The organism is Streptomyces sp. SD31 (assembly GCF_052068475.1).
In the GTDB taxonomy this organism is placed as follows: Bacteria; Actinomycetota; Actinomycetes; order Streptomycetales; family Streptomycetaceae; genus Streptomyces.
The window spans coordinates 53,094-66,860 of the sequence record NZ_JBQHCX010000003.1 but is presented as its reverse complement, the minus strand read 5'-3'; the positions used below and the strand labels follow the sequence as shown (position 1 = coordinate 66,860).

The 13,767-nt window shown below is 70.9% G+C and carries 13 protein-coding genes; 10 read left to right on the top strand and 3 right to left on the bottom strand.

Going from position 1 to position 13,767, the window contains the following annotated elements:
- Positions 1-237: 237 nt before the first annotated feature.
- From ACTMVF_RS07665 to ACTMVF_RS07640, 6 genes are all read left to right on the top strand, one after another.
- Positions 238-1,608, top strand: coding sequence for a peptidase C39 family protein (locus tag ACTMVF_RS07665; RefSeq protein WP_441270191.1), 1,371 nt, complete (start codon positions 238-240; stop codon positions 1,606-1,608).
- A gap of 113 nt (positions 1,609-1,721) precedes the next feature.
- Entirely contained in the window at positions 1,722-1,862 is a 141-nt protein-coding gene (locus ACTMVF_RS07660) for an SCO1431 family membrane protein (protein WP_441270190.1), read from the top strand.
- Positions 1,863-2,009: 147 nt separating this feature from the next.
- Positions 2,010-2,669, top strand: a complete 660-nt coding sequence (locus ACTMVF_RS07655) for a TetR/AcrR family transcriptional regulator (RefSeq protein WP_441270189.1) — start codon at positions 2,010-2,012, stop codon at positions 2,667-2,669.
- 210 nt (positions 2,670-2,879) lie between these two features.
- Positions 2,880-4,052, top strand: a complete 1,173-nt coding sequence (locus ACTMVF_RS07650) for an acyl-CoA dehydrogenase family protein (RefSeq protein WP_441270188.1) — start codon at positions 2,880-2,882, stop codon at positions 4,050-4,052.
- Positions 4,053-4,465: 413 nt separating this feature from the next.
- The gene (locus tag ACTMVF_RS07645; RefSeq protein ID WP_441270555.1) at positions 4,466-5,512 is read left to right on the top strand and encodes a hypothetical protein; all 1,047 of its coding nucleotides are present in this window, start codon (positions 4,466-4,468) and stop codon (positions 5,510-5,512) included.
- 12 nt (positions 5,513-5,524) lie between these two features.
- On the top strand, positions 5,525-6,631 hold the full coding sequence (locus tag ACTMVF_RS07640; protein WP_441270187.1) for a phosphotransferase family protein: 1,107 nt from the start codon (positions 5,525-5,527) through the stop codon (positions 6,629-6,631).
- 31 nt (positions 6,632-6,662) lie between these two features.
- Here ACTMVF_RS07640 and ACTMVF_RS07635 read toward each other — a convergent pair whose 3' ends face one another.
- The gene (locus tag ACTMVF_RS07635) at positions 6,663-7,100 is read right to left on the bottom strand and encodes a hypothetical protein (RefSeq protein ID WP_403337287.1); all 438 of its coding nucleotides are present in this window, start codon (positions 7,098-7,100) and stop codon (positions 6,663-6,665) included.
- A 268-nt stretch (positions 7,101-7,368) separates the two neighbouring features.
- Between ACTMVF_RS07635 and ACTMVF_RS07630 the strand changes: the two genes are divergently transcribed.
- The 4 genes from ACTMVF_RS07630 (at position 7,369) to fxsA (ending at position 11,476) form a co-directional block, all read left to right on the top strand.
- Positions 7,369-7,809: an Lrp/AsnC family transcriptional regulator gene (locus ACTMVF_RS07630; protein ID WP_024887321.1), complete on the top strand. Its 441-nt coding sequence runs from the start codon at positions 7,369-7,371 to the stop codon at positions 7,807-7,809.
- Positions 7,810-7,856: 47 nt separating this feature from the next.
- Positions 7,857-9,461 (top strand): amidohydrolase, encoded by a 1,605-nt coding sequence (locus ACTMVF_RS07625; protein ID WP_441270186.1) that lies wholly within the window; start codon positions 7,857-7,859, stop codon positions 9,459-9,461.
- Positions 9,462-10,021: 560 nt separating this feature from the next.
- The gene (locus ACTMVF_RS07620) at positions 10,022-10,831 is read left to right on the top strand and encodes a polyprenol monophosphomannose synthase (RefSeq protein WP_441270185.1); all 810 of its coding nucleotides are present in this window, start codon (positions 10,022-10,024) and stop codon (positions 10,829-10,831) included.
- Between the two features lie 90 nt (positions 10,832-10,921).
- Positions 10,922-11,476, top strand: coding sequence for an FxsA family membrane protein (fxsA, locus tag ACTMVF_RS07615; protein WP_441270184.1), 555 nt, complete (start codon positions 10,922-10,924; stop codon positions 11,474-11,476).
- A gap of 212 nt (positions 11,477-11,688) precedes the next feature.
- Here the strand turns inward: fxsA and ACTMVF_RS07610 are convergent, their stop codons facing one another.
- On the bottom strand, positions 11,689-12,063 hold the full coding sequence (locus ACTMVF_RS07610) for an RNA polymerase-binding protein RbpA (RefSeq protein ID WP_003977404.1): 375 nt from the start codon (positions 12,061-12,063) through the stop codon (positions 11,689-11,691).
- 278 nt (positions 12,064-12,341) lie between these two features.
- Positions 12,342-13,727, bottom strand: coding sequence for an MFS transporter (locus ACTMVF_RS07605; protein WP_441270183.1), 1,386 nt, complete (start codon positions 13,725-13,727; stop codon positions 12,342-12,344).
- Between the last annotated feature and the right edge of the window lie 40 nt (positions 13,728-13,767).

The window sequence follows — 13,767 nt, the reverse complement described above, 5'->3', positions numbered from 1 at the left end:
TACGTCCTCGCGGCGGCGTGCGCCGAGACCGCTGCTCGCTCATCCGGCCTCGCCCGTACGGTGGTTGGGCATCTGTGGCGGGCAGGCGGTCGCCCCGGCTCATGCCAGTGGTCGACACCAATATTTATAGACTCGCCAGGGGCCGCAGTGCTGGCAGACGCTGCCGCCTGCGGTCATAGTTGGCGGACAGCCGTGCACTGGACCCGCCCCACTCGGACACCTGGGGGTCTTCCGCCCATGAGCAGAGCCGAACAGCCGTCCCGCAGAACCGTTCTGGCCGCCGCGGTCGCCGCAGCCGTCGCCGGCGGTGGCAGTTCAGGTCCGGCGGCCGCCGCCGGCACCACCGCCGATGGCGTGGAACCCGCGCAGGCCCCGGCCCGCACCGTCGACAACCGCGCCTGGACCACGTACACCGACTGGCGCGGCGGCGCCGCCGAGGGCACGCGCGCCGTCGCCGGCGCCCGCCCCGGCATCGTGATCGCCACCCCCGCCGGCACCACCGACTACACGGACCCGCACACCGGCAGGAGCGCCCGCTGGGAGTACGCGACCTGGACCTCCCCCGTCCACCGGCTCTCGGTCCCCTCGACCGAGGCGATCGCCTCCTGGAACGCGCACACCCCCGCGGGCACCTGGCTCCAGATCGAGCTGACGGGGACGTACTCCGACGGCACCACCACCCCTTGGTACGTGCTGGGCCGCTGGGCCGCCGGTGACCAGGACATCCGGCGGACCTCGGTCGACGACCAGAGCGACGGCAAGAGCAGCGTCTGGACGGACACGCTCGCCATCGACGACCCGGCCACCGGGCTGCGCCTCACCTCGTACCGGCTGCGGCTGACCCTCTACCGCAAGCCCGGCACGAAGCTCACCCCCACCGTCTGGCGGGTCGGCGCGATGGGCTCCGACGTCCCCGACCGCTTCACCGTCCCGGCCTCCGCCCCCGGCCTCGCCCACGAGCTGGCCGTCCCGCGCTACTCGCAGGAGATCCACGTGGGCCAGTACCCGGAGTACGACAACGGCGGCGAGGCCTGGTGCAGCCCCACCTCCTCGCAGATGATCATCGAGTACTGGGGCGGGCGCCTCACCCCGGAGCAGCTGGCCTGGGTCGACCCGGCGTACGCCGACCCGCAGGTCTGCCACGCGGCCCGCTACACCTTCGACTACCAGTACGACGGCTGCGGGAACTGGCCGTTCAACGCCGCCTACGCGGCCACCTTCAAGGGCCTCCAGGGCGTGGTCACCCGGCTCGGCTCGCTCACCGACCTGGCGACGCTGATCGCGGCCGGCATCCCGGCCATAACGTCCCAGTCCTTCCTGGCGGGGGAGCTGACCGGGGCGGGGTACGGCACCGCCGGGCATCTGATGACCGTCATCGGCTTCACCGCCGACGGCGACGTGATCGCCAACGACCCGAACTCACCGAGCAACGAGGCGGTGCGGCGCGTCTACAAGCGACGCGAGTGGGAGAACATCTGGCTGCGGACCAAGCGGTACGACGCCAGCGGCAAGGTGGTCTCCGGCACGGGTGGCGTCTGTTACCTCTACTTCCCGGCGACTGCGACGCCGCGCCAGCGCGCCGCGCTCGCCGCGGTGGGCGTGCGCTGAGCGGACGCCCGCACGGACGCACGGACGCACGGACGGGCCCCGGGAAACCGGGGCCTTTGTGCTGTGAGCAACCTCTCTGCCGCAAAAGCCGTTCCGGATGGCAAGGTGGGCATATGACCGCGCACTCAGTCACCGCGACCCGCGTCCGTACCGGCGGCCCCAAGGAAGACGGCCCGAAGGTCGTCGAGCACGTCATGGGCTGGATCCTCGTGGTGGCCGTCGCGATGCTCGTCACTCAGCTCGGTCTGCTGTGACCTGACACACACCGGTCGCTTTGACCGGCATATGCCGACCCCGTTGTGCAGCGGCTCCACCAAAGTCGATCAGACTCGAACGACCAGCTGGTGTACGTCTGCCATACTGCCGATGTCCCGCCGCCCGTCGGAAATCCAGGGTCTAAATTGAATATTAGTCAACAGCGTGACGCGGCCCGTCCCCGGGCCCGCGGCACCGAGCGCTCGGTGGCACGCCGTGCCGAACTCATCACCATCGGGCGGAAGTTGTTCGCCGACACGTCGTACGACGCGCTCTCCATGGACGACATCGCCCGGCAGGCCCGTGTCGCCAAGGGGCTCATCTACTACTACTTCCAGTCCAAGCGCGGGTACTACCTGGCGATCATCCAGGACTCCGTCGCCGATCTGGTCACCTTCGCCGCGAGCGGGCTCGAGCTACAGCCGGTGGACCGAGTCCACCGCACCATCGACAGCTACCTGCGCTACGCCGAGCACAACCAGTCCGCCTACCGCGCCATCGTCAGCGGCGGCGTCGGCTTCGACACCGAGGTGCACGCCATCCGGGACGGTGTGCGCGAGGCGATCGTGGCGACCCTCGCCGAGGGCGCCTACGGCCGCACCGACATCGCCCCGCTCGCCCGTATGGGCCTGCTCGCCTGGGTGTGCGGCGTCGAGGGTGCCACCCTGGACTGGATAGACCGTCCCGAGCTGAACCGCGACACCATGCGCGAGCTGCTGGTGAGGACGCTGGGCGGCGCCATGCGCGCCATCGAGGAGATGGACCCCTCCTACCCGGCCCCGCGGCCCGCGCGCCGGGAGGACTGACGCGGCGCGGGGGTGAAAAGTTTCCTGGAGTAAGCGGTCGTTAACTAGTGACTCGATGTCCTCGATCGGGCATACTCACCGCAGAGCCGCTGGTCAGCAGCTTCCGCGACCCGGAGGCGGAGCACCGGCCGGCATCCGAGACACCCGGCGGAGCCGCCCCACCCAAGGCGTGCGACCGCCGACTTTCCCGAAAGGGAGGAGAGCGTCGCCATGCCCGACCGCGCCCCGCAGCCGGTGGACCGTCAACTGCCCACGGACGAGGCCCGGGATCTGATCTCGCTCGTCCGCGACATCGCGCAGCGCGAGATCGCCCCGAAGGCGGCCGAGGAGGAGGACGCCGGACGCTTCCCGCGCGAGGTCTTCACCCTGCTCTCCGAATCCGGGCTGCTCGGCCTGCCGTACGACTCCGAGTACGGCGGTGGTGACCAGCCGTACGAGGTCTACCTCCAGGTCCTCGAAGAGCTCGCCGCGGCCCGCCTCACCGTCGGCCTCGGCGTCAGCGTGCACTCCCTGGCCTGCTACTCCCTCGCCACCTACGGCACCAAGCAGCAGCAGGTCGAGCACCTGCCCGCGATGCTCGGCGGCGGGCTGCTCGGCGCGTACTGCCTGTCCGAGCCGTCGTCGGGCTCGGACGCGGCATCGCTGCGGACCAAGGCGGTACGGGACGGTGACGGCTGGGTGATCACCGGCAGCAAGGCCTGGATCACCCATGGCGGCATCGCCGACTTCTACACGGTCATGGCGCGTACCGGCGAGGAGGGGCCGCGCGGTATCACCGCGTTCCTGGTCCCCGGTGACGCGGCGGGGCTGAGCGCGGCGGCGCCCGAGAAGAAGATGGGCATGAAGGGCTCGCCCACGGCCCAGGTCCACTTCGACGGCGTCCGGGTCGGCGACGAGCGGCGTATCGGCGACGAGGGCCAGGGGTTCGCGATCGCCCTGTCCGCGCTCGACTCCGGCCGGCTCGGTATCGCGGCCTGCGCGATCGGCGTGGCGCAGGCCGCGCTGGACGAGGCGGTGGCCTACGCGACCGAGCGGCGGCAGTTCGGCAAGCCCATCGTCGACTTCCAGGGCCTGCGCTTCATGCTCGCCGACATGGCGACCCAGATCGAGGCGGGCCGTGCGCTGTATCTGGCGGCGGCGCGGCTGCGCGACGCGGGCCGGCCGTTCGCCAAGCAGGCGGCCATGGCCAAGCTGCACTGCACCGACACGGCGATGAAGGTCACCACCGACGCCGTCCAGATCCTCGGCGGGTACGGCTACACCGCGGACTTCCCGGCCGAGCGTTTCATGCGCGAGGCCAAGGTCCTGCAGATCGTCGAGGGCACGAACCAGATTCAGCGGATGGTCATCGCCCGTCACCTAGCAGGTCCCGAGGGACGCTGAACTGACCGTGCTTGACCTGCGGCGCCGCGAGCCGGATCCACTCCGGGTCGTGGCGCCCGGGCAGAGTGCGGCCACGGTCGGCCCAGGTGCGCATCAGCTCGCGGTAGATGGGCGGATCCGACTGCTGCGGCGGCGCCGGCGGAAGCGTCCCTGCGGGCCGTGGAACGAAGATGCGGCGCTGAGGCCCGGTCGCCGAATACGTGGGGGGCATACCAGGGCAACGCGGAGCTGGGGGGACAAGTCACCGCCAGCCGGAATCGGGCGTGAGTTCACGGACGTCCGGCTCCCTCTCTGGTCACGTCACGCCGCCTGACGTACCGTCAGGCCACCCGCCTCCAGGGAGGTTTGCCGTGGCCGACGACGACCGCCCGGTACCGCTCGACGAGTACCCGGTGCACCAGGTACCCCTATCCATGAAGTACGTCGCGACGAGCGACCGCAACGCCTACGACCGCTGCATCTTCCACGTCCTCGACCATCAGGGGCGTGCCCTGCTGATCCTCGGCCTCGGGGTGTACCCGAACGTCGGCGTGATGGACGCGTACGCGACGCTGCGGGTCGGGGACACCTTGCACGCGGTACGGGCGTCGGACGCGCTCGGCGAGGACCGGATGCGGCTGGCCGTGGGGCCGTTGCGCATCGAGGTCGGGGAGCCGCTGCGGCGGCTGCGTCTGACGTGCGACGACGAGGAGTTGTCGTACGACATCACCTGGACCGCCGACTTCCCCGCCCTCTGGGAACCCCACCACCTGCAGCGACGCGGTGACCGGCTCAGCCTCGAAGGGCGTCGGTTCGTGCAGGCGGGTGGGGTGGCGGGTGTCGTGCGCGCGGGCGGTGCGGAGTTCCGCGTCGACCCTGCCGAGTGGACCGGTACCCGCGACCGCAGCTGGGGTGTGCGGCCCATACCGGGCGAGGAGGGCGGGCGGTTCGCCGAGGAGCATCCGACCGAGGGCTTCCACTGGATCTGGTGCCCGGTGCGCTTCGAGGACCGGTTCCTGATGGTGATCGTCCAGGAGGACGCGGACGGATACCGCTCGCTCAGTGAGGCGACGATGGTCCGCCCCGGCCACCGCGACCGCCAACTCGGCCGGCCCCGGGCCGAGATCGCGTACCGCTCCGGCACCCGCCACCCCGACCGCGCCCTCATCCACCTCGACGACGTACGCAAGCCGCAGGAGCTGGAGGTCGAGGTCCTCACCTCGTCCCCCCTCGCCATCGGCGCCGGCTATCCGCCCGCCGACGACTGGCAGCACGGCACCTGGCGGGGGCGGGGCTGGACCGACCGCCGTACCTACGACCTCTCCGACCCCGCCGCCCACCCCCTCGCCGCATACGGCGTCACCGACCACGCAGCGCGCTTCCGGCTGGACGGCCGGGTCGGTCACGGCATCTTCGAGCACGGCTCGTTCGGGCGGCACGACCCGAGCGGGTTCACGGACTTCAAGTCGGTTGCACCGTAGGGGGTTTGTGACATGGCAGCCACGGCACCCCGCCCTCGCACGACCACCCGCGACCCCAAGGAGATCATCCGCCGCCTCACGGCCTGGCTCGGCACCCGGCTGCCGGGCGCCGAGGCGGTCGGCGTCACCGTCCCCGAGTCGAACGGCATGTCCAGCGAGACCCTGCTCTTCGACATCGAGCACCCCGAACCGCCGGTACGGTCCTGCGCGTTGCGGCTCGCGGCGGATCCGGCGGCGTACACGGTGTTCCCGGTGTACGACATGGTCCGCCAGTACCGCACGATGCGGCTGGTCGCCGACCGGTCCGACCTCCCGGTGCCGAAGGCGCTGTGGCTGGAGGAGGACCCCGGCCCGCTGGGAGCGCCCTTCTTCGTCATGGAGCGAGTCGCGGGGCGCGTCCCGCCGGACGTCATGCCGTACACCTACGCGGGCAACTGGCTGCACGCTGCGAGCGACGAGGAACGCGAGCACCTCGAAGCGGCGACGATCGGGCTGCTGGCCCGGCTCCACGACCAAGTACCGGCGGAAGAAGCGCAGTTCCTCGCCCTCCCGGGTGAAGGCGACGCACTGCGTCGTCATGTCGTGGCGCAACGCGCGTACTACGAATGGGTGGTTGACGGGCTCGCCCGTTCACCGCTCATCGAGGGCGCGTTCGCCCGCCTGGAGGAGCTCTGGCCCCGCGATCCGGGCGCGCCAGTGCTCAACTGGGGCGACGCGCGCATCGGGAACGTCATCTACGACGGCTTCGAACCCGCGGCCGTCCTCGACTGGGAGATGGCGGCACTCGCCCCGCGCGAGGTCGACCTCGGCTGGACCGTCTATCTGCACCGCTTCTTCCAGGACCTGACGGGCGCCTTCGGGCAGCGCGGGCTGCCGGGGTTCCTGCGCCGGGACCGGGTCGAGGCCCGTTATGCCGACCTCACCGGCCACACCCCGCGTGACATGGACTTCTACACGCTGTACGCCGCACTGAGGCACGCCGTCGTCATGCTGCGCATCGCCTACCGCCAGGCCCACTTCGGTGAAGTCGCCGTACCGGCGGATCCGGACACGCTGATCCTGCACCACGACAGCCTGCGAGCCATGGTGCAGGGCAGCTACTGGGATCGAGCGACGTGACGGTGGCGGTGTGCGCTCAGATGGTGTTCGCTCAGGCGGCGTGGCGCCGCATGACCGGGACCCTGATGGGGCGCGAGCCCGGGCCGCCGACGTGCGAGAAGGGCTGGGTCCGCCAGTCCAGCCCCTGAGGAAGCGTCAACAGGAGGGCGGTGTCCTGCTCCTGGGGTTCCGTCGACTCGTCCGCCGAGCGGGCCTCGGCGGCCGCGCGACCCGTGCCGGCACAGACCGTGAGGCCGAACGGGTTCCACGGCGAGGCGCACAGCGCGTGCTCCGGCAGGACCTCCTCGTCCGCCAGCAGGGCGATGGGCTGCGCGCAGTCCGGGCAGATCACCCGGTACATCTCGAAGGTGTCGTACGCGTCGAGTTCTTCCTCGTCGAAGGCGTCGGGTTCGACGCCCTCCGGAGCGGGCTCGACGACCGGCTGGAGCCGCTTGGGTGCGGTACGACCAGGGCGCTTAAGACTCTGCATGGATTTTCTCCCCCTCGGGCTGGGCCGTGAAGGCGCTGCGGCCTCGACCACAGCAAGCACTTCCCGTCCGGTCTCGGCGGTAATCACGAGAACATCACGGAGCCTGTTCGAGGCCTGTGGCGTTCGTCACATGCCGCTCGCAGGTGCCCGGCGCGGCCGGTTTGTCCCTCAGTCGGCCCACAGGCGGCTCTCCGTCACATCACAAACCGGGCATGACCTGGACTGCTCAGGTATCCGAGGAGATCAACCGCACTGTAGGTTCTGCGTCATGGAGGAGCTGGACCGGCAAATCGTGCAGCTGCTCGTCAAGGACGGGCGGATGAGTTACACCGACCTGGGCAAGGCCACGGGTCTGTCCACATCGGCCGTGCACCAGCGGGTGCGCCGGCTGGAGCAGCGTGGCGTCATCCGCGGTTACGCCGCGGTCGTCGACCCCGAGGCCGTGGGGCTGCCCATGACCGCGTTCATCTCGGTGAAACCGTTCGACCCGAGCGCCCCCGACGACATCGCGGACCGCCTGGCCGGTGTCCCCGAGATCGAGGCCTGCCACAGTGTCGCGGGCGACGAGAACTACATCCTCAAGGTGCGGGTGTCCACACCGCACGAACTGGAGGAGCTGTTGGCCCGGCTGCGCTCGCTGGCGGGGGTCTCGACCCGGACGACGGTGGTGCTGTCGACGCCGTACGAGGCACGGCCACCGCGGATCTGACCGACCTGCGTGCCGGGGGGCTCACGCCAGGCGCGAGACTGTTCCCCATGAGTGAGTCCACCACCCAGCCGAAGACCGTCCTGCTCCGCCGCGGAGAGGTGCACAGCCCCGCCGACCCCTTCGCCACCGCGATGGTCGTGGAGCGCGGCCAGGTGGCCTGGGTCGGGTCCGAGGGGGCCGCCGACGCCTTCGCGGACGGTGTGGACGAGGTCGTCGACCTGGACGGTGCCCTGGTCACGCCGGCATTCACCGACGCGCATGTGCACACCACCGCCACGGGCCTCGCCCTGACCGGCCTCGACCTGTCCGACGCCCCTTCCCTTCAGGCGGCCCTCGCTCTCGTACGGGACTTCGCCGCCGCCCGCCCGCACGACCGCGTCCTGCTCGGCCACGGCTGGGACGCCTCCCGCTGGCCCGGCGGCCGCCCCCCGACGCGCGCCGAACTCGACGAGGCCACCGGGGGGCGCCCGCTCTACCTCTCCCGCATCGACGTCCACTCGGCGGTCGTCACCACGGCCCTGCTGGACATGACGCCAGGAGCCCTCGACGCGGGGGACGCCCCGCTCGTCGCCGACGCCCACCACGCCGTACGCGCCACCGCATTGGGCGCGATCACGCCCGCCCAGCGCACCGAGGCCCAGCGTGCCGCCCTGGCCCACGCCGCCTCCCTCGGCCTCGGGACCGTCCACGAGTGCGGCGGCCCCGACATCTCCTCCGAGGACGACTTCACCGGCCTGCTGAGGCTCGCCGCCGAGGAGGCCGGGCCCCGGGTCGTCGGCTACTGGGCGGAACAGGATGTGGACAAGGCGCGGGAGCTGGGCGCCATCGGCGCGGCCGGTGACCTCTTCATCGACGGCGCCCTCGGCTCGCACACCGCCTGCCTGCACCAGCCGTACGCCGACGCCGCCCACACCGGCACCTCCTACCTGGACGCCGCCGCCGTCGCCGCCCACGTCGCCGCCTGCACCGAGGCCGGCCTCCAGGCGGGCTTCCACGCGATCGGCGACGCCGCCGTGACCGCCGTCGTGGAGGGCGTGCGTGCCGCCGCCGAGAAGCTCGGCCTCGCCCGCATCCGCGCCGCCCGCCACCGCGTCGAGCACGCCGAGATGCTCACCCCCGAGACGATCGCGGCCTTCGCCGAGCTGGGCCTGACCGCCTCCGTCCAGCCCGCCTTCGACGCGCTGTGGGGCGGCGAGGACGGCATGTACGTCCAGCGCCTGGGTGCCGAGCGCGCTCGCTCCCTCAACCCCTTCGCGGCCCTGCTGCGCGTCGGCGTCCCGCTCGCCTTCGGCTCCGACAGCCCCGTCACGCCCCTCGACCCCTGGGGCACGGTCCGTGCCGCGGCCTTCCACCGCACGCCGGAGCACCGCGTCTCCGCGCGCGCCGCGTTCACGGCGCACACGCGGGGCGGCTGGCGGGCCATCGGGCGCGACGACGCGGGCGTCCTGGTGCCGGGAGCGCCCGCCGACTACGCGGTGTGGCGCACCGAAGAACTGGTGGTCCAGGCCCCCGACGACCGGGTCGCGCGCTGGTCCACCGACCCCCGCTCCGGCACCCCGGGCCTGCCCGACCTGACCCCGGGTCGCGCGCTTCCGGTCTGCCTGCGCACGGTGGTGGGCGGACGAACGGTCTTCGTACGGCCGGGCGAGTGATCTCCCGGGGTGGCGCGAACCCGATCGGTCCGCACCACCCCGTCGTGCGACCTGCGCATCCTCCGCGCTGACCAGGGGATTGAGCGAAGAACCGCAGGTCAAACGGCTGTTGACAGGCGGAGGCTCGGGGCCGATAGGTTCGGCCGAGTCCACCACCGGACGCCCGACCGGGGAACCGCGGAACTTCCCCGAACCCGTCGCAACGCCGCTGGGTCAGGGACGGTGTGCCGCACCGGGGCACCGCCACTGGGAGCCAGGCTCAGCGCTCGCGCGGCGACGACGGAACGTTCCGGCCGGTCGGGGAGGTGTGACCCGGGTGGGGCCCGGGCGCTCAGTAGACAACGGCTTTCGGTCGACCCGCAGCCAGCGGGTCCCAGGTCGGCCCGAAGGGCGCCGGGCCCCCATCCGCAGCAGAAGGCGCGAGTCCCCGCACAGTCACACGAAAACCTGTACTTACCCCGCTCTTGTGGAATCGACACCACCATTCGAACGTGCTGTCACGTCAGCGCAGGCCGCGACGACTATGGTGGACGTCTGCGTACGGACATGAAGGGGCAGCAGTGAACGACGGCGACGGGACCCTCGCGGCACAGGACCGGGGGAGGCGGTTCGGGCCGCTCGGCACGGCGTTGGTGATCATTCCGACCTACAACGAGGCGGAGAACATCAAGAGCATCGTCGGCCGGGTCCGCAAGGCGGTCCCCGAGGCGCACGTGCTCGTGGCCGACGACAACAGCCCCGACGGCACCGGCAAGCTCGCCGACGAACTGGCCGTCGAGGACGACCACGTCCAGGTCCTGCACCGCAAGGGCAAGGAGGGCCTCGGCGCCGCCTACCTCGCCGGTTTCCGCTGGGGCATCGAGAACGGCTACGGCGTCCTGATCGAGATGGACGCCGACGGCTCTCACCAGCCCGAGGAACTGCCCCGCCTGCTGACCGCCCTCAAGGGCGCCGACCTGGTCCTCGGCTCCCGCTGGGTACCCGGCGGCCGGGTCGTGAACTGGCCCAAGTCCCGCGAGTTCATCTCCCGTGGCGGCAGCCTCTACTCCCGCCTCGCCCTGGACCTGCCCCTGCGCGACATCACCGGCGGCTACCGCGCCTTCCGCCGCGAGACCCTGGAGGGCCTCGGCCTGGACGACGTCGCCTCCCAGGGCTACTGCTTCCAGGTCGACCTCGCCCGCCGCGCCGTCAAGGCCGGCTTCCATGTCGTCGAGGTGCCGATCACCTTCGTCGAGCGCGAGCTCGGTGACTCGAAGATGAGCCGCGACATCCTGGTCGAGGCGCTGTGGCGGGTCACGTCGTGGGGAGCGCGGGAGCGGGTGGGCAAGCTGATGGGCCGCACGAAGCCGTCGCGGCCGGCACAGTCGTAACCTACGACCGCACAGGCGCCGTCCGACCGCACAGGCGCCGTCGGACGTCCACTTATCCCGCTCTGAGCCGGGCGCAGGCACACTGGACGCATGACGACTGGCGCATCGACCCCCACCTATCCCGCCCGGCCCCGGCGCTCCCGGCTGCGGACTTTTCTGCCGCTGGGCATCGCGGCGTGGCTGGTGCTGGAGATCTGGCTGTTGACCGTGGTCGCGGACGCGGCGAGCGGGCTCTTGGTGTTCGTGCTGCTGCTCGCCGGCCTCGTGCTCGGCTCGGTGGTCATCAAGCGGGCGGGCCGACGCGCCTTCCAGGCCCTGAACGAGGCGCTGCAACGCGGCGGTGCCCCGGCGAGCGGCGGTGGCAACGGCCTGATGATGCTGGGCGGCCTGCTGATCATGCTGCCTGGCCTGATCTCGGACGCGGTGGGCCTGCTCCTGCTGATCCCGCCGGTCCAGAAGGCCCTGAGCGGCTATGCGGAGCGGACATTCGACCGGAAGCTGCGTGAGGCGACCCCGGGTTCGTTCGGCGATGCCTTCCAGCAGGCTCGTATGCACCATCCCGATGGCAAGGTCGTGCAGGGTGAGGTCATCCGGGATGAGCCGGGGGATGCGCCGGAGGGGCCGCGTCCGCCGCTGACCCGCTGACCGGCAGAGACAAAATCCCGGCGCCGCCGAGCGCCGGGCTTTTTTTGGGCACACCAGAATTTTCGGGTACCCCGAATGATCTTTGGGCTCCCGAACCATCTGCGGGCACACCAAACCGCGGGCGCCGCACGTTCGACTTCACGTACAGCGCCCGCGGTTACAGGTGTTGCCTGGTCGAACCCCCGCCCAAGCCCCGCAGGGCCTCGCGGGGGTTAAGCCGACTTGCGGCTGTCCCGGGGATGAACCGCGATGTTCATCGCCCCGGAGCGCAGAACAGCAAGGCGCTCCTCGAGGACCTCTTCGAGTTCCTCACGGGTACGCCGCTCCATCAGCATGTCCCAATGCGTACGCGCGGGCTTGGCCTTCTTCTCCTCAGGACCGTCGCCATCCACGAGGAGTGCCTGGGCCCCGCAGACCTTGCACTCCCACTCCGGCGGGATCTCCGCCTCTACCGAGAAGGGCATCTCGAACCGGTGCCCCTTCTCGCATGCGTACTCCACGGCCTGGCGCGGGGCCAGGTCGATGCCGCGGTCCGTCTCGTAGCTGGTCACCACGAGGCGCGTGCCGCGAAGAGCTCGCTCACTCATGAATCGTGCCTCCCGGGCTTGTCGCCCACAGGACAGGTGTCGCTGTCGTCGTCATCCGGTCAACGTCCGGTCGGCGGTAAAGATTCCCGTTCCGTGTCCCGTTCCGGGTGATGCGTCGCCGTCGTAGCCGCAGCCTTGCTGACCAATGTCGTACCCACCGGCGCCCGGTTTGTCACATCTGCTAGCAGATGTAACCCAGCGTTTCGGCATCTTTGACGCGCAGTAACGGTACGCCTGGCAGGCCAAACGCGTACACTACCGCCCTTTCACTCGGAACGCTAAATCGTGGTCGGCACCGGATTGCCCGCGTCGCTGATCGCCCGGCGTACGGGAACCCTCGCGAGCAGGGCGAACCCGATGACGAAGAAGGCCACCAGGGAGATGATGGCGTCCCGATAACTTCCGGTCAGCTGGTAGGTGAGCCCGAACAGGAGCGGACCGAGCCAGCTCATGCCGCGGTCGCTCATCTCGTACGCCGCGAAGTATTCGGCCTCTTTCCCGGGCGGGACGAGATGGGAGAACAGGGACCGGGACAGGGCCTGGCTGCCGCCCAGGACCAGCCCGATGCCGGCCGCCAGCACGAAGAACCACACCGGCGCCCCGGCCGGCAGGAAGTACCCGGCCGCCAGCGTCACGGTCCACGCCACCAGTGAGCCGAGGATCGTCCGCTTCGCGCCGTAGATCCGGGCCAGCCGCCCCATCGCCAGCGCGCCCACCACCGCCAGCACCTGGACCAGCAGCACGGCGACGATGAGGGTCGACTGCTCCAGGCCCAGTTCCTCGGAGCCGTAGATCGACGCCTGGGAGATCACGGTCTGGATGCCGTCGTTGTAGATCAGGTAGGCGAGGAGGAAGGCCAGGGTCAGGGGGCGGCGGCGCATGTCGCGGACGGTCGCCGCGAGTTGCCGGAAGCCGGGGGCGGTCGGTTTCCGCGCCGTCTCCTTGCCCGTGCCGTTCGCCTCGGCCGTGTCCTTGGCGGACCTGCGGTCGCGCAGTCGTCGCAGCGGGATGAGCGCGAAGGCGCCCCACCACACGCCCGCCGACGCCAGACAGATGCGGACGGCCGTGCTCTCGGAGACGCCGAAGGAGTCGTGGGCCAGATACAGGACCAGGTTCACGATCAGCATCAGCGAGCCCGAGGCGTAGCCGAAGGCCCAGCCTCGGGAGGAGACCGCGTCGCGTTCCTCGGGTGGGGCGATCTGCGGGAGGTAGGAGTTGTAGAGCATCATCGCGACCGACTGCGCCGCGTTCGCGACGATCAGCAGGACGCCGCCGAGCAGATAGCGGTCGCCGCCCAGGAAGAACATGGCCGTGGTGGCCGTGGCCCCCGTATAGGCGGCGATCCCGAGGAGGGGCTTCTTGCGGCCGGTGCGGTCGGCGGCCGCGCCCACGAGGGGCATCACCAGGACGGCGACGATCACCGACAGGGACACCGAGTAGGCGAAGAAGGAGCCCGCGCGCACCGGGATGCCCAAGGGGTGGACGAACCCGTCCGCGTCCGCCGCCTCCTCGGCGACCGACGTCAGATAGGGGCCCAGGAACACGGTGAGCACGCTCGTCGAGTAGACGGAGCACGCCCAGTCGTAGAAGTACCAGCCGCGCTGCTCGCGTCGCCGCCCGGCGGCGTCGTCGCCCGCCTCGGTCCGCACGGTATCGGTGCCCACCCCGTGCCCTCGCTTCCCCGTGATGATCCCGCGCGCGGGC

Excerpts from the sequence above, each read along its gene's own strand:
- ACTMVF_RS07665 (WP_441270191.1), top strand. The coding sequence starts at position 238 with ATGAGCAGAGCCGAACAGCCGTCCCGCAGAACCGTTCTGGCCGCCGCG.
- ACTMVF_RS07660 (WP_441270190.1), top strand. The coding sequence starts at position 1,722 with ATGACCGCGCACTCAGTCACCGCGACCCGCGTCCGTACCGGCGGCCCC.
- ACTMVF_RS07650 (WP_441270188.1), top strand. The coding sequence starts at position 2,880 with ATGCCCGACCGCGCCCCGCAGCCGGTGGACCGTCAACTGCCCACGGAC.
- ACTMVF_RS07645 (WP_441270555.1), top strand. The coding sequence starts at position 4,466 with ATGAAGTACGTCGCGACGAGCGACCGCAACGCCTACGACCGCTGCATC.
- ACTMVF_RS07640 (WP_441270187.1), top strand. The coding sequence starts at position 5,525 with ATGGCAGCCACGGCACCCCGCCCTCGCACGACCACCCGCGACCCCAAG.
- ACTMVF_RS07635 (WP_403337287.1), bottom strand. The coding sequence starts at position 7,100 with ATGCAGAGTCTTAAGCGCCCTGGTCGTACCGCACCCAAGCGGCTCCAG.
- ACTMVF_RS07630 (WP_024887321.1), top strand. The coding sequence starts at position 7,369 with ATGGAGGAGCTGGACCGGCAAATCGTGCAGCTGCTCGTCAAGGACGGG.
- ACTMVF_RS07625 (WP_441270186.1), top strand. The coding sequence starts at position 7,857 with ATGAGTGAGTCCACCACCCAGCCGAAGACCGTCCTGCTCCGCCGCGGA.
- fxsA (WP_441270184.1), top strand. The coding sequence starts at position 10,922 with ATGACGACTGGCGCATCGACCCCCACCTATCCCGCCCGGCCCCGGCGC.
- ACTMVF_RS07610 (WP_003977404.1), bottom strand. The coding sequence starts at position 12,063 with ATGAGTGAGCGAGCTCTTCGCGGCACGCGCCTCGTGGTGACCAGCTAC.